Genomic DNA, 20,349 nt, shown 5'->3' on the forward strand with positions numbered 1-20,349 from the left:
ACCGTTTGGTTCCATATTCGGCTGAGTGTGCGGTTGATCCCGGAAACCGGGATCGAGCGCATAGTCGATGGTGTGTCTGGGCGACGTTGTGGACGTCAGCCGATGTCGAAGCCGGAATCGTCGAAGCCCAGGGTGTTGCCGTTCTCGCGGACCGTTCGTTGGCAGGCCTCGTCGAAGCCCGACGGTGCGGTGGCGCTGATCTCGATACGGACCTCGACCGAGGAGCCCGGTGTGGCCGCGAGGTGGTGCAGGATCTCCTGCTGGACGGTGGAGAAGTCCTTGGCCGGGAAATCGGGGTTCAGGGTCATCGCGCCCCAGTAGCGGGTCACCACCGGTTTCGGCTGGGTCGGGTCCGCCGGTTTGCGTGTGTTCTTGATGGGGCCGGGTACGTCGACGGGGTCGTCACCGGGGCCGTAGCGGGCGGCTTCGCGTTCGCGTTGTGCCTGTGCCAGATCGGGTTTGACGATGAGGGTGGAGTCGGTGAGTTGTGGGGTCGCGGCGTCGGTGGGCAGGTGCAGGTCGATGTACTCCTGCTCGGTGTCGTCCCAGCCGTAGGCGAAGGCGAAGCCGTTGACGCTCCAGGAGGTGTCGTTGTACACCGAGAGCAGCCCGTCGGTCAGGGCGGTCTTGTCGCGCAGCCGTGTGAGATACGGGTAGGTGGCGTACAGGTTGTACAGGTCACCGACGCTCACATGCCCCGATGCCCATACCGGCGCGATGGGACCGGACAGGTCCATCCCGATGAGCGTCGACGACCGGGTGGTGGCGAGCTGACTGTTGTCGGAGATCTTGGTGCCGGTGCGGGCGACGAGGTCGTCGGTGGTGCCGCCGGTGTTGAGGGTGTCGAGTGTGTAGGTGGGCGCGTCGGGCGCCTGTGTGGGCAGGATCGCCCAGATGTATGTCTCCAGGAGGCGATCGGCGACGACGGTGTCGTGGCGCTGCATCCGGGTCAGGGCCTGTCTGGTCTGCTGGCCACCGAGGCCGAGGGTGTCGGCGTTCTGGTGAACGTAGCGCCACGCGAGGAACTCACGGACTGCTTCGTCGAGCTCGCGGGCGCGCTTGTCGTCGGCGGCGAGCACGATGAGACTGTTGCGGTAGCCCCGGTTGGCCGCACCCCGGTGTTCGAGGAGGTCCTTGGCCCACCCCAGCGCCGTCGACGACGTGGAACGTGCGGTGTGGGTGACCTTGAGCGGGGCGATCACCAGACGTGTCGCGGCCTCGTCGGGGACGTCGGACGTTCCGTCGGGGCAGACATGAACTCCCACGAAACTCCTGTCCCGTGACTTCTGGCGTGCGGCCTGCAACCGTTCGGCGACCTCGGCCCACACGTCGGCGTCGGGGAGGTTGGCGGCGTGGTCGCGGGCGGCACGGGTCGTATTTGCCTGCGTGTCATACCAATAGCGGCCGGCATCGGTGTACAGGTAGGTGGCGCGGTTGGCGAGGTGATCGAGCGCGGAATGGAAGTTGCCCGGAACGTCGCCGGGAATGGCGGTGCCCAGAAAGATTCGCGGCTTGTCGACGCCCTTGTGTGCGGTGTGCAGGGTGGGGGTGGCGCCCATGAAGACGGACCGGGCAAGGCGCTGGGTGGTGCGGCGTTTGCCGTACAGTTCGCTTTCCTTGTCGATGGCGAACGGGGTGGATTCCTCGCCCGCCACATCCTGGGTGAGCACCGACCGGAAATTGTCCTCCAGATACTGGGTGATCTCGGTGGTCACCGAATCCCGGTCCAGCGGAACCGAACCCGGCATGATCAGCGGCCCGGCGTCCTCACTACGCCACAGGGTGCCGACGATGCGGTTCATCATCCGCAGCACGCCGCGGGTCCGCTGGAAACGGTGCAGCGTCGACCAATCCTCGTACAGCCGGTCGAACAGTTCGGGATGGATCGGATACGACGCCTTGATGCGGTCGATGTAGGCGGGTTCGAGTGCCTCGCTGGGGAATTCGGTGCTGTGCCGACGATAGTAGTCGACGAGGCTCTTGGCGATCGAACTGATCTTGGCCAGCGTCGCGCCGTCGGGCGCGGCAAAGATGCGGCGCCGCACGATCTCGAAACTCTCCTGCGGGTTGGCGGGCAGCCAGTGGTCGGCGGTGCGGCCGACGATCGACTTGAGCCGGTTGAGCGCTTCACGGCCGTACTCGCCGCCGACCTCTTCGTCGTTGACATCGTCGCCGGATGTGCTGCTGTCCGGCCGGTTGTCGTACGACGCGGGGATGGAGATGACCACCTGAATTCCCTTGGTGGCCTTGGCCGCTTCGGTGAGTGTCTGAGCAAAGGTGAACTGGGTGTCGAAGTCGCCGGCGGGCAGCCCGCTCGAGTTCACCAATTGCCGTGCGTACGCCACCCATTCGTCGATGAGGATCACGGCGGGGGAATACAGGGCGAACAGTTCCCGCAGGGACGCACCGGGATTGGTGGAGGCGCGGTCGGCGTCGGCGACGATCTCGTACGCCTCCTGGCCACCGAGCTGCCACGCCAATTCTCCCCAGATGGTGCGGATTCCGGGCCGCCCATCGGTGGTGTCGGTCTTGGCGGGCTCCATCTGATTGCCGACGAGCGCGACCCGGCGCACCCCGTTGGGCAGCGCATCGAGCGGCTTGGCCAGATTGGCGACGTCGTCGGGGTATTCGATGCTGCCCAGCCCCGATGCGAGATGCCACAGCGCGAGCATCGAATGTGTCTTGCCGCCACCGAAATTGGTTTGCAGGTTGACCACGGGTGAGGCGTTCATGTCGCCGGCCAGGCGCCGCACATTGCGGTCGATGAGGTCGCGCAGGCCGTGCGTCAGATATGTGCGCTCGAAGAACTGCACGGGATCGGAGTACTCGCCGGCCTCCTTGCCCTGGGCGACGGTGTACAGGTCGGCGGCGAACTCGGCGGCATTGAAGTTGTCGCTCGCGACATCGGGGTGCGGGCTGAGGATCTCGCGCCACGGCGGCAGATTGTCGGCGGCCACCGACGCGAGGTCGAGTTGGCGGGCCGCCTTGGTGTCCTCACGGTCGGCGGCGACCCGACGCAAGTCGACGCGCAGCTTGCGGACCTGCTCGGCCTCGGCGGGCGCGTTGATCGCCTTGAGTAGTCGTTCGGCGGTGTCGAGGATGCGCTGTGCGTCGTCGTTGTCGAAACTTTCCATGTGCGCCTGGCGGTTTCGTGCATCCCGTAGCTCGGAGGCGTAACTCTCCTGGACCCGCGACAGCATCCCATTGAGCGGATACCAGCCCTTGCGAACGGTTCCGGTCACGTTCTCGGTGATCATCCGCAGCCCGTTGGCCGGGTCGTCGGCGGTATACGTCTTGGTGGGTGCCGCCCCCTTGCCCTGGTCCTTGATCCGCAGGAGGTCGAGCCAGGTGCCATTCGGCACCTCCGGGTCGATCGCCGCGGTGAGGAACCGGTTGAGTGCAGGTCCGAGCAGTTCCATCGCCTTGCCGATACGGTCCCGGTTGCTCAGTGCCATAACTCGCCTCACGTTCGTGTACACAACATGTTGTGAGTCCTGACTGTATCCCGCGCCACCGACATGTGGGGTCGCCGGGTGAGTGTGCAGGTAGTCTCGGTTTCCGGGTCTGATCGCACAGTCAGGCGGCCGCGAGCTGGTGGCGGACGGTGACGATTTTGCGGAGTGTGTCGCCGGGGCGCGCGAGATGTCGGTGCGCCGAGCCACCAGACTGCGGCCGCTCCGCCGAGCACTGCGTGATCCCCGACGGACAGTGCGGCGATCCGGGCCTGTGCCCGCGCCGACCGGTGCCGCCCGGCCACGAGGTAGACCCCCGGTGTGACCGCTGTCCACTTGCCCGACGACAGCCGCCGCCCGATCGCCGACGTACTCAGGTGCAACCGCGCTTGCCGCGCGCTCAGTACCCCGTCGTGCCTGATGATGAACTCGTTCAGATCCATGGGGATCAGACGCACCGGCGAGGCGTTCGGTTCCATTTTCGTCTGAGGTTGCTGGTGATCCCGGTTTCCGGGACTGATCGCACAGTCAGGCGAGCATTGACATGCGATTGTGAGGGTGTATGTGGCATCTCTTGGTTAATCGTGGCATTATTCTCTCATGAGTGTCACGGTGACTTTGGGGAAGCAAGGGCGGCTCGTGGTCCCGGCTGAGCTGCGCACGGAACTTGGCCTCGGAGAGGGGGACGTCCTGCACGTTCAGCGCATCGGTAGGCGGATAGTCCTGGAACGGCCGGTGGACGCACTGCGCGAGCTGCGCGGAATTATGACTCCGGCGACGCGCGGCAAGTCGCTGGTTGAGGAACTGCTCGCTGACCGCATCGCGGAGGCGGAAGCCGACAAACGGTGATGATCCTGGATGCGTCGGCCGTACTGGCGTTTCTCAATGACGAACCCGGCGCTGACACGGTTGCCGACGCCATACCGGGCGCGCTGATATCGGCGGCAAATCTCGCCGAGGTGCTCGGGAAGGTCGGTGATTGGGGAGGCGACATCGTCGGCATAGAGGAACGACTGCGGGCCGCCGGCCTACAGGTTGCCCCGGTGCAGGCCGACGACGCGGTGGTAGTAGCGGCACTCCGTCAGCTCGACGGCGGCACAGCGCTGTCGCTGGGTGACCGGTGCTGTCTTACCCTCGGTCTGCGGCACCGCCCGGCAACAGTGCTCACCTCCGACCGCGCCTGGGCGGAGCTGGACCTACCTATCGACATCGCACTGATCCGATGAGTTGTCTCGTGGGGCAACTCAGACCGTACGAGGGTGAGTCATGTTGACTGCGTGGGGCGACGAGAGCGGATCGTGACCTGATCGCGACGGCGGCGCGTACTTGATGGGTGCGGCGCTCTGTGATGACACCGATGTGAGTGCTGTCCGCGCCACCATGGCTGCCCTCCGGGCTACCGAGCCGAAAGTGCATTGGCACGGTAGCAGCGAGCTTCGTCGGCGCGACCTCATCGATGCCGTTGCGGCGCTGCCGATCGTGGGTCTCGCAGTTGTGCATGTCGAAGTCGGCGCGATGGATCGGCGCCAGCGCCGTAAGTGTTTGGAGCACTTGCTTCCTCAGCTTGCGGATCTGCCGTGTTCGACCGTCACCCTCGAATCACGAAGCAAACAGGATGCGAGTGATCTGGATCTGTTGCAGAAACTGCGTGCCCGGCGGGTGATCGCCCCGACGTTGCAAATCAAGCATATTGTGGGTCGGCTGGAGCCAGTGCTGTGGGCGGCGGACATCATCTGTGGTGCGGTTGTCGCCGATCGCTGTGGAACGGCCGACTACCTCAAGACTTTGGGCCAGGTTGTGGAAGTCCAGGTCATCTGACGGCAGATAGACCGCGAGCCACGGGCCTCGTCATCCGGCGAGTAATCCCGTGGCTCACTTCCACACCTACCGCGATAGGCGGGCTACACCAGGCACGCTACCGCATCACGCGGGCGACGTGCGTCAGTCGGTGAGGGTGGGTTGCCAGGAGGAGGTGGGGGCCTGGCGGGCGATGTCGTTCCAGGCGGCACCCAGGTTGTTGAAGTCGACGGCCAGTTTCGTCTTCTTCTTGTCCTCGGCCAGCTTGAACAGCAGGTGGGCCAATTCCTTGCACAGATCCCAGTCGACGCCGCGGGGCACCCGGCCCAGCAACGACGCCGCGGCCGGGACACCGTCGGAGGCCAGCACGCGGGTGACGTGCATCACCACCTCCCACTGGCTGATCGACTCGTCGGTGGCCGGATCGTAGTCGGCCGGCATATCCGACGGCGCGATCAGCGCCACCTTGCCGCCGCCCTTGGTCAGGATGCCCGCCCGTTCCAGGCCGTCCAGGGACACCCCGCGTGCGTTCGCGATCGACTCCGCATCGCCGAACTTTCCTGTGTCAAAACCGTTCTGCCGGAACCACGTCAACGCGAACCGCGTCTCCCGGTCGAAGTCGTTCTCCAGCTCCGTCAGCACCTCGTCGAGGATCGCATTGATCCGCTGCAGGGCCGTGCGGACCGTCATTGTCGAACCGTCGTCCTCCAGGACCGCGCTGTAGCGGGAGAACACCGCCATGCCCGGGCCGATCGCGGCTTGTGGCAGATCCACCGGGGCGATCGAACCCTGTTGCAGTTCTCGCAGTTTCGACGGGAGTTCCGATTTGAGGGCGGCGAGGAAGCCGCGGCGGTCCGTGCGCGGGGCCGATTCGGGGCGGGGGCGGCAGGCCAGGACAATGGAGGACGCGAGGGCGTTGGTTCCCCTGGCCACCATGCGGTTGGATGCCTCACTGCGCATTGGCCACGTCGCAGTGATGGACCATCCTGAATGGATCATGCCTTCGAGTAGTGTCTCCCATCCGGTCGATGAATCACCCTCGACGGCTGAGTCTTGCTGCTTGAACGCGTAGTAGACTGTCATCGGAAATTCTGATGGAGCACTCTCGCGAGCGGTCCGAAAGACATCTCGAAACCCTGACTCGAAGTAATCTTGTGCCGCACCGACACCATTGTGGCGGTATGGGTTCGCCACGAGCTCTTGTGATTTAGGTACGAGCAGTGTTCCGAGAATTGATGGATGAACAGGTCGGAGAATCTGCTTGAGCCATACATAGAAGTAGTCGGACAAGTCTGAATAGCCAATGTTGTCATAGTATGGAGGATCTGTTGAAATGACAGCTTGACTAGCGACCGCGGCGCGCGCATCGAGTTGTTGTACCAGTCCAACCGCGGACGCGCGTTGCCCAGCGAGAACTGCTGCCGTCCATAAGAATGAGTTCGAGAATGATCCAGTATTGTCGGCGAGTGGATCAACTTCGGAATGGTCCCAGACCATCGGTAATGCCTGACGTGCGAATGTTGAGCTTGTCGACTCGCGTGTGACGTACCAGTTGGTGAGCGTTGAGTTCCGATCCGTCATTTTGCTGACAGCCAGCCCCAAGTACGTTGCGACCGCATCTGCGTAGGCTTCGGCTCCGACGCCGCCGTTGTCGAGGCGGTCGCCGGTGGGCAGGCCGGCGGCGAGGGCGTCGTGGAGGACTTTGTCGCGGGCCTCACCGGCGAGGTCGCTGAAGGTGGTGAGGGCGGTGAGCTGGCGTGGGGTGAAGAGGGAGGCGAAGGTAGTGAATCCGTACGCCGGAGGTGAAAACCACCGAGGGTTCGTGGCGACGTCACCGGACGGTGCGTCAGCAGGATTGGCAACATTGGCAGCTTCGACGTGCTCGGCTGTCGGCGGTAGATAAACGCGGCGGCGATTTCCTTCGGCAACGATGGCCATGAGCTGCGCGCCGATGTGGCCGTTGATTCCCTCGCTGCGCAAGTAGTTGAGGTCGCACGCCGCCCCACACCGCACACACGTCGCCCCCGTCCGCCCGACGGTTCCGTCGGTTTCCTTGGTGGGCGCGGCTTTCAGGTCGTGACCGATCTCGAAGCGGACGGTCTTGCCGTCGATGACGGGTACGACGTACGCCTCTTTGCCCTTCTTCTTTCCGAGCCACCACGATCGGACGAGGGGCATGGCGATGCCGCAGGCGGGGTTGGGGCAGGTGACGGTGCGCGCCCAAATCCAGGCGATGACGGTCGCCTTGGTGCCGTCGGGGAGGGTTGCTTTGGGATACAGGTGCCCGATGCGCTTTTCGGCTTCGTCGCGCATCCACTGGCCGTAGCGGCGGACGTCTTCGGCGAGTCCGGTTGCCCGGGGCCAGGTCTGAATCGATTCCTCAGCGGCGCCGGGGAAGACCGGGCGTTGGCCCGCGAACTTGGGCGGGATCTCGATGAGCGCTTTATTGATCAGTACCGCAACAGGATTCAGGTCCGAGGCGTGTGCTTCGAGACCGAGTCGTTGCGCCTCAAGGGGAATGGTGCCGCCGCCGGCGAACGGGTCGAGGATCGGCGGTGGGTTGCCGTCGGTCGATTCGAGGATCTTCTCGTGCGCTTCCCGCAGCAGCGCCCCGTCGTTGGAGTTCTCCCACACGACGAGCCGTTCGATCAGGGCGTGCAGCTTCTTGCGGGCGAGGGTCTGGTCCTCCTCGCTCGGGTACAGGTCGGGCCGCGACGACGGATCGTCGACAAGTTGCGCAAACAGCACCGCCCGGGCGGCGGCGAGGGGGCGTCGCGCCCACCACAGGTGCAGCGTCGACGGATGCCCGTGCCGGATCGACTTCTCCCGCGCAGACTCGGCGTTGATGGTCTCCAACGGCAGACTGACCTCGATCAGCTTTCTCGTACCAACATGTTGTGCACCGCTCGGCATGGCAGCCCTCTCGCTTGAGACCAGAACGTTGCAGACTATTGCACAACAAGTTGTGTGCACAACTCACCGGTTGGATGTCGTAGGTGGCCGGTAGTGTCAGCGCGCCGGATATGTAGTGGAGGGGGATTCGTGCGGGGAGAGTCTGGTCGATCGCTCGACTCAGGTGAGCGCGGGCTGGAACGACTGCTGGATGCCGCGATGCGCCGCCGTATTCGGGATGACTCGGTCACCCTCGCCGACGTGCTGACCTTGGCCCGTCAGGTACATGACTATCGGGACGGGAACTCGCGACCTGCGCATCTCGACGATCGGGTCGGAGTGCTTGATGACAATGAGCGGGTTATCGCTGAGCTGCTTGTGTCCGAGGGTCGAAATGTCACTCATGTAGTTCGGCGCAAGTCAGGGGAACCGACCCCGGACCTGGTGGTAGACGGCGAATTCGCTGAGGTCAAGACCAGTATTGGCGCCGGCGTCGAGGGGTTTCGTCGTAGGCTCCACGGGGCGCAAGCTTCGCGTGTGTTTGTCAATGCACGCAGGTCGCTGATCGATCCTGACGCGATGGACGACCTGGTATCCGGCCTGATCGGTGATGCGTGCCTAACGTATGCTCGGGTCATTGGCGAGGGCTACGACACAACGTACGGAGAGTGGTGATCGATGATGTCTGACGGCAGTCGTTACGACCTGCTGTACGTCGGTGTGGTCGGCGACGGCGAGCTGGTTGCCTTGATGGAGAAGGCGTTTGGGGTCGGCGGCACTTGGCGTGAGTTCCGGAATTCCCGCGGCTACTACTGCGACAGCGTCGGCTTCTGGATCACGATCGGCGGTGAGGCGGGCGAACACCCGCACGTGACCGTCGATGCCCCTACCGTCGGTGAGCAACAGCAGCGGGCGCTCGATGTGTTCGACCGGCTCGCCGCCGCCGATGCGTCCGTCGCACTGACCTTGGTTGCCGAAGACGACAGCGTTGTCCGGCGCAGACCGGCCGGCACACGAGTCGCATAGCACGGCGAAGTCCGTGGGCGCCTCAAACAAGCAGCCTCCCAGCGCTGTAGGTGTCGGCGAGGTGCTGGACGAACGCCGCTTCTCGTTCGTCCATCGGTCCGACGAATCGCCAGTTGCGTTCATAGAGGCGCAACGCTTCCGGTTCGCTGACCTCGGTGTCGTCTCGGAGTTGCCAGGAGATCGTCCGGAGCTGGGGATAGTCGCCGACGCGAACGACCGGCTCCGGCCGCGCGCTGGGCTTACGCATCCCATCCTCCTGTCGCGTGATCGTTGACACTACGCCTTCTCACGGTACGCCGTGCGGTGGATATCAGAGAGTGTGACGGCGGCGGTCAACTACTCGACGTATGTCACCGGACCCTTCGTGACGCGTCCGGCTCGCAAGCTCACCGGCCGCTCCTCAGGGATCAGATGTCGCGTCCTGGCTCGCCGAATACGGTGCCGCAGATGCCGATGAAGAAGGCCGCCACTGCGCCAGTACGAACTCGAGGGACGGGACAGCTGGGTTGGTAGGAATGGTCGTGGGCCATCAGGCCGTCCAGATGGTGTCCAGCGGAACTGCTGCGATCCGGTCGCCGACCGGGATGCCTGTTCCGCCGGTGTGGAGGACGAGGCCGGTGACGAATCTCTTGCCGAGTTTGTCGCGCAGCTGACCCAGCCACTTTGCGTCGTGACCGCTCAGTCGTGAGCTCGACTTGACTTCGATTCCTGCTACGCGGCCGTCCGGGGTTTCGAGGATCACGTCGACTTCACCCGCGGCGCGGTCGCGGAAGTGGCTCATCCGGAAAGTTTCCTCGGCCCACGCCTGTTGGCGGCGTATCTCCGCGGTGACGAACCCCTCCAACAGATGGCCTGCGACCTCGCCGTACTTGTCCGGTCCGGCTCCTGCCGCCGAAAGGTTGAGGAGTCGGGCCGCGAGACCGGTATCGAGGAGGGATGCTTTGGGGCGGGACACGGCTCGTTTGGTGAGGTTCGTCGACCAGGCAGGTATCCGTTGGATCAGATACATCGTCTCGAGCAGATCGAGCATGCGGTTCAGGGACGTCGTCGGAATCTCGGATTCCTTCGACACGTCGGAGAGATTGAGTTCTTCGCTGTTGCGAGCGGCGAGCACACCAAGGAGTCGGGGCAGTTCATCGATACGTTGCAGGCTGCTGATCTCGCGGGCGTCGCGTTTCACGATGCTGTTCAGGTAGTTGTCCATCCAGGCTGCCCGGCGGCGTCCCGGCGGACGGGACAGCGCTTCTGGATAACCACCCGACACGGCTCGTTCCAAGTAGTCAGAACGCGTCAGAGTGCTTGTGTGACCGGTGAATCGTTCGCCCGCGAATAGCCGATCAACGAACGTCTCGCGATGTCCTGCGAGCTCACCCTGGCTGAACCCGTGCAACTCGATGCTCTCGACCCGGCCTGCGAGGCTGTCTTTCGCTGCGGGCAGTCTCAGCAGATCGGCCGAGCCGGTGACGAGGAAGCGACCGGGTCGTTGATCGCGGTCCACCACGTACTTCAACGCCGACACCATCTCGGGTGCGAGCTGAATCTCGTCTATCGCGAGGAGGGGCTCGTCGTGCTGCAGGAAACCTATCGGATCGGCCCGTGCCAGGTTCAGTGTGGTCTCGTCATCGAAGGTGACCAGGCGACCGCCGCGTGCCGCGACGATTTCCTGCACGAGAGTGGTCTTGCCGACTTGTCGCGATCCTTGGAGTGCGACGATCCTCGTGTCATCCAGCGCTTCGTAGATGCGCGGCGTCACGTGTCGGTCGATATGCCCGTTCACCTGGCTAAAGTAGCATCATGGCGGCTGTGGTGCGGCGCTGAGGTGGTGGATTCGCACCATTTCTGTGGTGGATTCGCAGTATTGAAGTGGTGGATTCGCACCATTTTGCTGGTGGATACGCAGTATCTGGATGATGGATTCGTACAGCGTCGGCGAGCGGAGCCGGCCAGTTGTGATCAGTGTGGGGGCTTGCCCTTGGCCCAGGATTTGCGCCAGTCGAGTTCGATGCCGGAGACGTCGGTACCGCCGATGTCGAAGCCGCTGAAATGGTCGGTGAGGTAGCGGATGTCGTCGTGGTCGGGGCCGGCATCGCTGACCGAGACCAGGGCGAGGCGATGGCGGGTGCCGGTGTTGCGGCCGTGCAGGATCTCGTTGTAGGTGACGAAGAAGGTATCGGCGCCCTCGATACGGCCCTTCACCTCGATGAACACCGTCGGGCCGCGGACGCCGTCGGCGTCGGGGAGGGGAACCGAGCGGATGTCGTAGCCCTTGTTGTTGTGGGGCATCTCCTCCGGCTCGCGGCCGAGGGCGCGCTCAGCGGCCAGTACGGCGGCGACCGCGCGGGCGTCGGTGATCGTTGTGTCCTTGGCGTGCTTGGCCACCGCGCCACCGATCAGGCCGGCGGGGATCACCAACATCACGGCGCTCAGCGTCGGTGGGCGAGCGGTGAGTGCGGCGTCCTTGGTGAGGTCGGCCATGCGGGCTTCGTGGCGGGCCTGCAGGTCGCGGGCCTGGTTCTGCAGCCGGTCGGGACTGTGCCGCAACCGTTTTCCGGCCTTGCCGGCCGCGATAGCCTCACGCAGGCGCGCGGCTTCACCGTCGAGGTAGTTGATCTGGGACACCAGCCGGGACTTCACCGCGGACCTGGTCTTCTCGATAGTTGGCAACAGTCGTTCCCGGACTTCGCGGAGGTGCTCGGGCTGTGCGACGCCCGCGGCCCAGGTCATCGCCGCGACGTGTGCGTTGGCGGACACCTGCGTGCGGGCCTGGTCGGCGAGCGACCCGGCGCTGTCGGGGAGGGTCGTGAGATCCAGGTGCGGCGCCGAACCGGCATCGGCGAGCACCGGTTCGTCGTCGGCGCCGGCAGTCACCGAGACAAACGCGAAGCGCTTGCTGACGGTGATGCCGTGGCCGTCGACGATCTCGCCGGTCATCGCGACGATCACCGAGGGCACCGTCCCCGGATCGGTCGGATCGAACAGCACCGCACCGTCACTCAACGCCTGCTGGCCGCGCTCGATGGTGACGTCGAGCAGGGTGTCCAGCAGCGGATGGCCGGGGGCGAGCAACTCGGCACGTTTGGATCCCGACACCGCGGCGGGCTCGAATGTGACCCGCTCGTACGAGGTGACCACCGGGCGGCCCGCATGCTCGCGACGAACCGGCCGATGGCGAAGTGCCCCTGGCACATTCGAGATCTGATAGCGAGCCTTCTCGCGGGGCTTCACCCGCCCGCCCAACGCGCCGAACGCGTCGACGAAGAACTTCTCGATGTAGTGCGGCTGTAGCCTGCGTGCCGTCGCATCGTCCATCGCTCGGCGCAGCCGGTCCAGTTCGAGCGGTCCCAGCGTTTCCCTGGCCAGGGCGCGTCCCTCCACGAGTTCGGTGCAGCCGTCGGCCACCTGGGCGTCGACGACCCGCTCGATCTCCGCGATCCGGGCCGGGTCGTCGCCGTACCGGATCGCGTCCATCAGCAGTGTGCGCAACGGGGTTTCGCTGAACGCATCACCGAGGACGTCGAACAGTCTGCCGCCGTAGGCCTTTCGTTGCCGCTCCATCTTGATCAGCAGTCGCTGATACACCTGTCCCTCGCGGGTCTGGTCGGCCACCAGATTCCATAACCGGCACACCTTCTCCTGCCCGATCCGGTGAATCCGGCCGAACCGCTGCTCGAGCCGGTTCGGATTCCACGGCAGGTCGTAGTTGATCATCAGGTGCGCGGCCTGCAGATTCAGGCCCTCACCGGCGGCGTCGGTGGCGATCAGCACCTGCCGGTGCGGCTCCTGGGTGAACTGTTCGCGGACGGCCACCCGGTCGGTGCGGCGGGTGCCGCCGTGGATGGTGAGCACGGCGTCGTCGGAGCCGATGACATTGCGCACCTGTCGGGTCAGATAGTCGAGGGTGTCGCGGTGCTCGGAGAAGATGATCAGCTTGCGGGGATTTCCGTCGTCGTCGCGCAACAGTGAACGGTCGATGAGCAGTGACCGCAGCTCCGCCCACTTGCGGTCGTTGCCGCTGTCGCGGACATGCGTCGCCAATTCCACCAGGTTGTCGAGGATCGCGATCTCGGCGTCGAGTTCGGCGACCGTACGGGCGGCGGTGGCCGCGTCCACCACCTCTTCCTCGACGCGTTCGTATTCCTCGGCGCTGAACTCGTCGGGATCGTCGAAATCCTCCGGCTGGGGAACCCTGCCCGGATCGTCGGCGGCGGTGTACCGGCCCGCGGCCATATCGGCACGTTTGGTGGCCAAGCGGTCTCGGCGTCGTTGCAGACTCCGCAGAATGGCGTGGGTACTTGATGCCAGGCGTCGTTGCAGGACGGTCAGCGCGAACCCTACTGTTCGTCGTTGCGGCGAATCACCCTGTGAATCAACCCGATTCATCTCGTTGCGGACGTAGCCGGTCACCGCCTCGTACAGCTCGAGTTCGGCCTGGGACAGTTCGTACGGGACGGTCTCGGCGATCCGTTCGGGGAACAAAGGCTTACCGTCGAAGGTCAGCAGTTCCTCCTTCACCATCCGGCGCATGAGGCCGGTGGTGTCGGTGGATGTGGTCTCGCCGCGTGCCTCGCCCTCGAATCGGTCCGGGTCGAGCAAGGCCAGGAACGCCTGGAAACTCGTCTCGATACCCGAATGCGGGGTCGCCGTCATCAGCAGCAGATGCCGGCTGATCGAACCCAGCAGCTCGCCGAGCTCATAGCGGGAGGTCTTACGTAGCTCGCCGCCCCACCAGTTGGCCGACATGCGATGCGCCTCGTCGACCACGACGAGATCCCATTCGCTGCGGCTGAGAATCTCCTTCAGCTCGTCGTCGCGGGCGAGCTGGTCCATCCTGGCGATCAGCAGCGGATGGGCGGGGAACGGATCACCTCCCAGACTCGCGTTGATCAGCTCGCGGGTCAGGATGGTGGCCGATATCCCGAACTTGGAGTCCAACTCGTCCTGCCACTGCTCCACCAGACCGCCCGGTGCGACGATCAGCATTCGCGTCAGGTCGCCGCGCAGCATCAGTTCCTTGGCGTAGAGTCCGGCCATGACCGTCTTACCGGCGCCGGGGTCGTCGGCGAGCAGGAAGCGCAGCGGCGTGCGGGGGAGCAGTTCGCCATAGACGGCCCGGATCTGGTGCGGCAGCGGCGAGATGTCGCTGGTGCCGACGGCCAGCATCGGATCGTGCAGTCCGGCCATCCGGATGCGCAGGGCCTCGGTGGCGAGTTTGAACTCGCGGGGGTCGGCGGTGAATGTCCAGGTTGTGGCGTCGTCGGAGACGATCTCGATACCGTCGAGGTCGCCTGCGAAGAACATTTCCTCGCTGATCGTCCCGTCGGTGCGGCGCAGGATCACCGTAGACGCGTCGGGGCCGAGCGGTTCCACCGCGACGACGGTGACGGGTTCGGGCCAGCGGCCCCGCAGCCGGATCTGCGGCTTGAGGTCGGCCATCGTCAGTGGTGCACACATCATGATGTGCTGACAATACGTTGTGTGTCCGACAAATTGGTTGGGTGCCTGCCCGAGAACGTGGATCCCTCGACTGGGGGACCTACGGAGATTCCGTCGCGCGCCGGCTCTCATTCATCCGGGGCCACCGGGGACTGTCCCAGGAAGAAGTGGCCAATCGGTCGGGGATGCACCGCAACCAGGTGTCCAACCTCGAACGCAATCATTCCAACCGTGATCCGTACATCGCGGACCCGCAGTTATCGACGATCTATCGGCTCGCGCTCGCTCTCTCCGTGCCGCCCGCGTGGTTGCTGCCCGATGTCGACCGGCCCGTGCAGCGGCGGTCGCCGGAGCAGGCGTCGAACAAGGCCGTGTCGGTGGTCGAGGCGGAGTTGGAGCGGTTGTTGTCGGAGCAGGAAGCCGAACGCTGACTGGTGTATCGGGGTGTGGTACTCGGGTTTTGAGGTGGTTGCGTCAGGTGTGGATGGTCGCCGGACCCTTCGTGACCCTCGCTCGTTCCTCGCTTCGGCCTCAGGGATCAAGAAGGTTGGTTGCTTCGGGTTTGGTTGTTGAGAAGGTGGTTGCTTCGGGTTTGGTTGTTGAGAAGGTGGTTGCTTCGGGTTTGGTTGTTGAGAAGGTGGTTGCTTCGGGTTTGGTTGTCGAGAAGGTGGTTGCTTCGGGTTCGGGGGTTGAGAAGGTGGTTGCTTCGGGTTCGGGGGTTGAGGAGGTCGGTTGCTTTGGGATCAAGGTAGTCAGGCGAGGTTGAAGCTGTGTTCTACGGCTCGGTTCCAGCCGGCGTAGAGGTCTTCGCGTTGGGCGGTGGGCATGTCGGGGTGCCAGCGTTTGCCTTCGGCCCAGTTGGCTCGGATGTCGTCCTGGCTGTCCCAGTAGCCGACGGCCAGGCCGGCGGCGTAGGCGGCCCCGAGCGCGGTGGTCTCGTTGACGACGGGGCGCACGACGGGGACGTCGAGGATGTCGGACTGGAACTGCATCAGCAGGTCGTTGACCACCATTCCGCCGTCCACCTTGAGTGTCGACAGGGTGACGCCGGAGTCGGCCTGCATCGCCTCGATGACCTCGCGGGTCTGAAAAGCGCTGGCCTCCAAGGCAGCCCGGGCCAGGTGGCCCTTGTTGACGTACCGGGTCAGGCCGACGATCACTCCGCGGGCGTCGGGACGCCATCGGGGTGCGAACAAGCCGGAGAAGGCGGGTACGAAGTACGCTCCGCCGTTGTCGTCGACGGAGGCGGCGAGCTTTTCGACGTCGGCGGCGTCGGAGAACAGACCCAGATTGTCGCGGAGCCACTGCACCAGTGATCCGGTGACGGCGATCGATCCTTCGAGTGCGTAGCGGGCGTCGTCGTCGCCGATCTGGTAGCAGACGGTGGTGAGCAGGCCGTGCAAGCTGAACACGGGCACCACACCGGTGTTCATGAGCAGGAAATTACCTGTGCCATAAGTGTTTTTGGCCTCACCGGGGGACAGGCAGGCCTGCCCGAACATGGCGGCCTGCTGATCGCCCAGGATCCCCGCGAGCGGGACGTCGGGCAGGGGGCCTTTGTCGCGCATCGGGCCGTATTCCTTCGATGAGCTGCGGATCTCCGGCAGCAACGACATCGGGATGCCGAAGTCGGCGCAGATCTCCGGATCCCATTGCAGCGTACGGATATCCATCAGCATGGTGCGCGAGGCGTTGGTGACGTCGGTGATGTGCTGACCGCCGTCCGGGCCGCCGGTCAGATTCCAGGCGAGCCACGAATCCATGGTGCCGAAACACAATTCGCCCGCCTCGGCGCGGGCGGCGAGCTCCGGATACTCCTCCAGCAGCCAGGTGATCTTGGGGCCGGAGAAGTAGGTGGACAGCGGCAGGCCGGTGCGATCCTTGTAGCGGTCGACGCCCGCGTCGCCGGCGAGCCGCTCACACAGGGCGCCGGTGCGGGTGTCCTGCCAGACGATGGCGTTATGCACGGGTTCGCCGGTGGACCGGTCCCACAGCAGAGTGGTTTCGCGCTGATTTGTCAGCCCGCACGCCACGATGTGATCGGCGCGGAGGTCGGCCGAGGCCAGCGCGGCCGCCGCCACTCGCCGGGTGTTGACCCAGATCTCGGCGGCATCGTGTTCCACCCACCCGGCCTTTGGGAAGATCTGCCGGTGTTCGAGCTGTTCACGGCTGATCACCGCACCCGATCGGTCGAAGACCATCGCCCGGGTGGATGTCGTCCCCTGATCGATGGCCATCACATACGTGTCCGCTTGGCTACCCACGCCGCACAGTTTTACACGCCCCGTCGGACATCGGGTCCGTTTGGGCTCGGCGGCTGCCGGACCGCGGTGTTGTACGTCTTGCCGGGTGTCGGGTGCGTTTGGGCTCGGCGGCGGGCGGAGCGCAGTGTTGTACGTCTTGCCGGGTGTCGGGTGCGTTTGGGGTTGGTGGCGGGCGGAGCGCGGTGTTGTACGTCTTGCCGGGTGTCGGGTGTGTTTGGGGTTGGTGGCTGCTGGAGCGCGGTGTTGTACGTCTTGCCGGGTGTCGGGTGTGTTTGGGGTTGGTGGCTGCTGGAGCGCGGTGTTGTACGTCTTGCCGGGTGTCGGGTGCGTTTGGGGTCGCGGCTACCGGGGCCGCGGTGTCCCGTGCTGTGGCGGGTGCCGGGTTCGATTAGGCTCGGCAATCATGAGTGACGAGTTCAATCCGGACCGCCCCGCCGATATGGGACCGCTGTACCGCGACGAGGCGTGGCGCCGGTTGGGGTCCGAGCAGTTCGACATCGTCGTGGTCGGTGGTGGTGTGGTGGGTGTGGGTGCCGCACTCGACGCCGCCACCCGTGGGCTGCGGGTGGCGTTGGTGGAGGCCCGCGACATCGCCTCCGGAACGTCGAGCCGGTCGTCGAAAATGTTCCACGGGGGATTGCGATACCTGGAACAGCTCGAATTCGGTTTGGTCCGTGAGGCTTTACGGGAACGTGAACTGTCGCTGAGCACGCTTGCACCACATCTGGTCAAGCCACTGCCATTCCTGTTCCCGCTCACCGGCCGGGTGTGGGAACGTCCCTACATCGGCGCCGGAATCTTCCTGTACGACCGGATGGGTGGCTCCAAATCCGTTCCGGGACAAAAGCATGTCACCCGATCTGGGGCGCTGCGGGTGGCGCCCGCGCTCAAACGCAGCTCCCTGATCGGCGGAATCCGCTATTACGACACCGTCGTCGACGACGCCCGGCACAGCCTCACCGTCGCCCGCACGGCCGCCCACTACGGTGCGGTCGTCCGCACGTCGACGCAGGTGGTCGGGTTCCTCAAAGAATCCGACCGGGTGCTCGGGGTGCGGGTGCGTGACACCGACACCGGCGAGACCGCCGAGGTGCGCGGGCACTGTGTGATCAACGCGGCCGGCGTGTGGACCGACGAGGTGCAGGCGCTCAGCAAACAGCGCGGTCACTTCAAGGTCCGTGCCTCCAAGGGCGTGCACATCGTGGTGCCCCGCGACCGCATCGTCAGCGAGACGGCGATCATCCTGCGCACCGTCAACTCGGTGCTGTTCGTGATCCCGTGGGAGACGCACTGGATCATCGGCACCACCGACACCGACTGGAACCTCGACCTCGCGCACCCGGCCGCCACCCGCGCCGACATCGACTACATCCTCGAACGCGTCAACGAGGTGCTGGTCACCCAGCTCACCCATGACGACATCGAAGGCGTGTATGCCGGTCTGCGGCCGCTGCTGGCCGGTGAGGACGACGACACCTCGACACTGTCCCGCGAACACGCCGTCGCGGTGGTCACCCCCGGGCTGGTGTCGATCGCCGGCGGCAAGTACACCACCTATCGGGTGATGGCGGCCGACGCCGTCGACGCCTGCAACGACTACATCCCCACGCGGGTGGCCCACTCCATCACCGAGCGAGTGCCGCTGCTCGGTGCCGACGGCTACTTCGCCCTGGTCAACCAGTGCGAACATCTCGGCCAGCGATTCAACCTGCACCCGTACCGGATCCGCCGGCTGCTCAACCGTTACGGCTCCCTCATCGACGATGTGCTCCAGTACGCCGACGACGATCCGTCGCTGCTCGAACCGCTCGCAGTGGCCCCGCAGTACCTGCGCGTGGAAGTCGTGTACGCCGTGCGCAACGAGGCGGCACTGCATCTGGAGGACGTGCTGGCCAGGCGCACCCGGATCTCCATCGAATACGCGCACCGCGGTGTGGACTGCGCGCAGGAGGTGGCGGATCTGATGGCGCCGGCGCTGGGCTGGTCGGCCGAGGACATCGCCTACGAGGTGGACACTTACCGCGCCCGGGTGGAAGCCGAGATCGCCTCCCAGCGCGAACCCGACGACGCGTCGGCCGACGCCCTGCGTGCCTCGGCACCGGAGTCGCGGGGCCAGATTCTCGAGCCGGTGCCGGTCCCGGAGTAGGGGGGACGAAAGTCCCTTTGAGCTGCGAAGACCCTCCGCCGTAGGGGTCGTCGGGGATACGATTGACGGCGTGAGTTGGTCCGGCCTACCGGCCGGGTCGGCCGTTATCGTCGCTCACGGCCACGGGCGTCCGGAGACGTTCCCCGGTGTCCGCTCTCATCGATGACGAGTGGCACGACCAAGGAGGCGCAGCGATGACAGGCGAACCGATCACAGTGCTCAGCGACCAGGAATCCTGGGAGCTGCTGCAGTCGCAGGCCCTCGGCCGGATCGGGCTGAGCGTCGGCGGCGAACCCGACATCTTCCCGCTCAACTACGTCGTCGACGGCGAACGCGTCGTGTTCCGGACCGGTGAGGGCACCAAGCTCGCCGAACTGGCCATCAACGGCAACGTGGCCTTCGAGGTCGACAACTACGACGACGCCGGTGGGTGGAGTGTCATCGCGAAGGGAACGGCCGAGCGGCTGGAGTCGATGCGAGAGATCGACGCGGCAGACGAACTGCCGCTCAAACCGTGGGTGGCGACCATCAAGTACAACTACGTCGCGATCAACGTCTCCAGTATCAGCGGTCGGCGGTTCGTGTTCGGGCCCGAACCCGAGCGCTACCCGGTCTGAGAGATGGGCTGGCAGGTCGGGCAGAAGTAGATCGACCGGACCTGGTCCGGCGGGCCGAGCATCGTGCGCACGATCGGTGTTCGGCACCGTCGGCATGGTTTGCGGTCGCGGCCATACACCCAGAGGCGTGCGTTCGTGGACGTGTTGCCGGTGGTGACGCGGACCGTGCGGTCCTTGTTGGCCCACAACAGTCTTCGGCTCAGATCGACCATCGGCGCCACCTGTACATCGGCTACCGGGGTGGCGGGATGGACGCCGCGCAGGAAGCAGATCTCGCTGCGATACTCGTTGCCCACGCCGGTCATCAGTCGCTGATCGAGCAGGGCCTCGCCGATCGGGGTGTCCGGATGGGCGGTGATCCGGTCGGTCGCCTCCACCGGATCCCAGTCGTCGCCGAGGAGATCCGGTCCGAGATAGGCGAGCGTCGCATCGGGATCGGTGAGTAGCTCGACGATGCCCAGTTCGAATCCGACGGCCTCATATGTGCTGGTGCGCAGGATGATTCGCGCCTTGTGTGCGGGCTTGCGCCAGCGGGTGCCGACCCGGTGAATGTGCCACTCGCCCTCCATCTTCAGGTGCGTGTGGATGCTGACGGCCGGTTGCGTTGCGGTGGCGGCGATGTCGATGAGCAGGTGTTTTCCGCGTGATCGGACCGCGGCGATCGTGCGTCCGGACAGGTCTTTGGTTGCGAGCGCGGGCACACGGAACTGGCTGTAGCGCAA

Annotated in this window: 16 protein-coding genes; 8 read left to right on the forward strand and 8 right to left on the reverse strand. The window is 65.1% G+C overall.

Going from position 1 to position 20,349, the window contains the following annotated elements; all coding sequences use genetic code 11:
- Window positions 1-95: 95 nt before the first annotated feature.
- Complete coding sequence (locus KDB67_RS20720) at window positions 96-3,455, reverse strand: DUF499 domain-containing protein (RefSeq protein ID WP_291020131.1); 3,360 nt, start codon at window positions 3,453-3,455, stop codon at window positions 96-98.
- Between the two features lie 597 nt (window positions 3,456-4,052).
- Between KDB67_RS20720 and KDB67_RS20725 the strand changes: the two genes are divergently transcribed.
- The 3 genes from KDB67_RS20725 (at window position 4,053) to KDB67_RS20735 (ending at window position 5,270) form a co-directional block, all read left to right on the forward strand.
- Complete coding sequence (locus tag KDB67_RS20725; RefSeq protein WP_291020134.1) at window positions 4,053-4,301, forward strand: AbrB/MazE/SpoVT family DNA-binding domain-containing protein; 249 nt, start codon at window positions 4,053-4,055, stop codon at window positions 4,299-4,301.
- Window positions 4,301-4,678 carry a type II toxin-antitoxin system VapC family toxin gene (locus tag KDB67_RS20730; protein ID WP_291020169.1) on the forward strand — a complete coding sequence of 126 codons (378 nt, stop codon included), beginning with the start codon at window positions 4,301-4,303 and terminating at the stop codon, window positions 4,676-4,678. The genes KDB67_RS20725 and KDB67_RS20730 overlap by 1 nt, the downstream gene beginning before the upstream one ends.
- Window positions 4,679-4,781: 103 nt before the next feature.
- The gene (locus KDB67_RS20735) at window positions 4,782-5,270 is read left to right on the forward strand and encodes a hypothetical protein (protein WP_333716648.1); all 489 of its coding nucleotides are present in this window, start codon (window positions 4,782-4,784) and stop codon (window positions 5,268-5,270) included.
- A 123-nt stretch (window positions 5,271-5,393) separates the two neighbouring features.
- Here KDB67_RS20735 and KDB67_RS20740 read toward each other — a convergent pair whose 3' ends face one another.
- A complete protein-coding gene (locus KDB67_RS20740; RefSeq protein WP_291020137.1) occupies window positions 5,394-8,162 on the reverse strand; it encodes a DUF1156 domain-containing protein in 2,769 nt (922 codons plus the stop codon).
- A 159-nt stretch (window positions 8,163-8,321) separates the two neighbouring features.
- A complete protein-coding gene (locus tag KDB67_RS20745; RefSeq protein WP_291020140.1) occupies window positions 8,322-8,546 on the reverse strand; it encodes a hypothetical protein in 225 nt (74 codons plus the stop codon).
- A gap of 276 nt (window positions 8,547-8,822) precedes the next feature.
- Between KDB67_RS20745 and KDB67_RS20750 the strand changes: the two genes are divergently transcribed.
- On the forward strand, window positions 8,823-9,167 hold the full coding sequence (locus KDB67_RS20750; protein WP_291020142.1) for a hypothetical protein: 345 nt from the start codon (window positions 8,823-8,825) through the stop codon (window positions 9,165-9,167).
- 22 nt (window positions 9,168-9,189) lie between these two features.
- On the opposite strand, the gene KDB67_RS20755 is transcribed toward KDB67_RS20750, so the two are convergent.
- From KDB67_RS20755 to KDB67_RS20765, 3 genes are all read right to left on the reverse strand, one after another.
- Complete coding sequence (locus KDB67_RS20755) at window positions 9,190-9,414, reverse strand: hypothetical protein (protein ID WP_291020144.1); 225 nt, start codon at window positions 9,412-9,414, stop codon at window positions 9,190-9,192.
- Between the two features lie 282 nt (window positions 9,415-9,696).
- Complete coding sequence (locus KDB67_RS20760; RefSeq protein WP_291020146.1) at window positions 9,697-10,944, reverse strand: ATP-binding protein; 1,248 nt, start codon at window positions 10,942-10,944, stop codon at window positions 9,697-9,699.
- A 176-nt stretch (window positions 10,945-11,120) separates the two neighbouring features.
- Entirely contained in the window at window positions 11,121-14,621 is a 3,501-nt protein-coding gene (locus KDB67_RS20765; RefSeq protein WP_291020148.1) for a helicase-related protein, read from the reverse strand.
- Between the two features lie 41 nt (window positions 14,622-14,662).
- Between KDB67_RS20765 and KDB67_RS20770 the strand changes: the two genes are divergently transcribed.
- Both KDB67_RS20770 and KDB67_RS20775 read left to right on the forward strand, forming a co-directional pair.
- Window positions 14,663-15,031 (forward strand): helix-turn-helix transcriptional regulator, encoded by a 369-nt coding sequence (locus KDB67_RS20770; protein WP_291020151.1) that lies wholly within the window; start codon window positions 14,663-14,665, stop codon window positions 15,029-15,031.
- Window positions 15,032-15,084: 53 nt separating this feature from the next.
- A complete protein-coding gene (locus KDB67_RS20775; RefSeq protein ID WP_291020154.1) occupies window positions 15,085-15,366 on the forward strand; it encodes a hypothetical protein in 282 nt (93 codons plus the stop codon).
- Here the strand turns inward: KDB67_RS20775 and glpK are convergent.
- Window positions 15,353-16,840, reverse strand: a complete 1,488-nt coding sequence (gene glpK, locus KDB67_RS20780) for a glycerol kinase GlpK (protein WP_291020174.1) — start codon at window positions 16,838-16,840, stop codon at window positions 15,353-15,355. The two genes, KDB67_RS20775 and glpK, sit on opposite strands and share 14 nt — an antisense overlap.
- A 427-nt stretch (window positions 16,841-17,267) precedes the next feature.
- On the opposite strand from glpK, the gene glpD reads away from it, so the two are divergent.
- Both glpD and KDB67_RS20790 read left to right on the forward strand, forming a co-directional pair.
- Window positions 17,268-19,010: a glycerol-3-phosphate dehydrogenase gene (glpD, locus tag KDB67_RS20785; protein WP_291020157.1), complete on the forward strand. Its 1,743-nt coding sequence runs from the start codon at window positions 17,268-17,270 to the stop codon at window positions 19,008-19,010.
- A gap of 194 nt (window positions 19,011-19,204) precedes the next feature.
- On the forward strand, window positions 19,205-19,627 hold the full coding sequence (locus KDB67_RS20790) for a pyridoxamine 5'-phosphate oxidase family protein (RefSeq protein WP_291020160.1): 423 nt from the start codon (window positions 19,205-19,207) through the stop codon (window positions 19,625-19,627).
- Here KDB67_RS20790 and KDB67_RS20795 read toward each other — a convergent pair.
- Window positions 19,615-20,349 (reverse strand): DNA-formamidopyrimidine glycosylase family protein (locus KDB67_RS20795; RefSeq protein ID WP_291020163.1); only part of this gene is annotated, 735 nt, incomplete at its 5' end. The genes KDB67_RS20790 and KDB67_RS20795 overlap by 13 nt on opposite strands.

Source organism: Gordonia sp. (in: high G+C Gram-positive bacteria) (genome assembly GCF_020438995.1).
Taxonomy (GTDB): domain Bacteria; phylum Actinomycetota; class Actinomycetes; order Mycobacteriales; family Mycobacteriaceae; genus Gordonia.

Coding starts and splice junctions, on each gene's coding strand:
- KDB67_RS20720 (WP_291020131.1), bottom strand. CDS start 3,455: ATGGCACTGAGCAACCGGGACCGTATCGGCAAGGCGATGGAACTGCTC.
- KDB67_RS20725 (WP_291020134.1), top strand. CDS start 4,053: ATGAGTGTCACGGTGACTTTGGGGAAGCAAGGGCGGCTCGTGGTCCCG.
- KDB67_RS20730 (WP_291020169.1), top strand. CDS start 4,301: ATGATCCTGGATGCGTCGGCCGTACTGGCGTTTCTCAATGACGAACCC.
- KDB67_RS20735 (WP_333716648.1), top strand. CDS start 4,782: ATGGGTGCGGCGCTCTGTGATGACACCGATGTGAGTGCTGTCCGCGCC.
- KDB67_RS20740 (WP_291020137.1), bottom strand. CDS start 8,162: ATGCCGAGCGGTGCACAACATGTTGGTACGAGAAAGCTGATCGAGGTC.
- KDB67_RS20745 (WP_291020140.1), bottom strand. CDS start 8,546: ATGAGTGACATTTCGACCCTCGGACACAAGCAGCTCAGCGATAACCCG.
- KDB67_RS20750 (WP_291020142.1), top strand. CDS start 8,823: ATGTCTGACGGCAGTCGTTACGACCTGCTGTACGTCGGTGTGGTCGGC.
- KDB67_RS20755 (WP_291020144.1), bottom strand. CDS start 9,414: ATGCGTAAGCCCAGCGCGCGGCCGGAGCCGGTCGTTCGCGTCGGCGAC.
- KDB67_RS20765 (WP_291020148.1), bottom strand. CDS start 14,621: ATGATGTGTGCACCACTGACGATGGCCGACCTCAAGCCGCAGATCCGG.
- KDB67_RS20775 (WP_291020154.1), top strand. CDS start 15,085: ATGGTCGCCGGACCCTTCGTGACCCTCGCTCGTTCCTCGCTTCGGCCT.
- glpD (WP_291020157.1), top strand. CDS start 17,268: ATGAGTGACGAGTTCAATCCGGACCGCCCCGCCGATATGGGACCGCTG.
- KDB67_RS20790 (WP_291020160.1), top strand. CDS start 19,205: ATGACAGGCGAACCGATCACAGTGCTCAGCGACCAGGAATCCTGGGAG.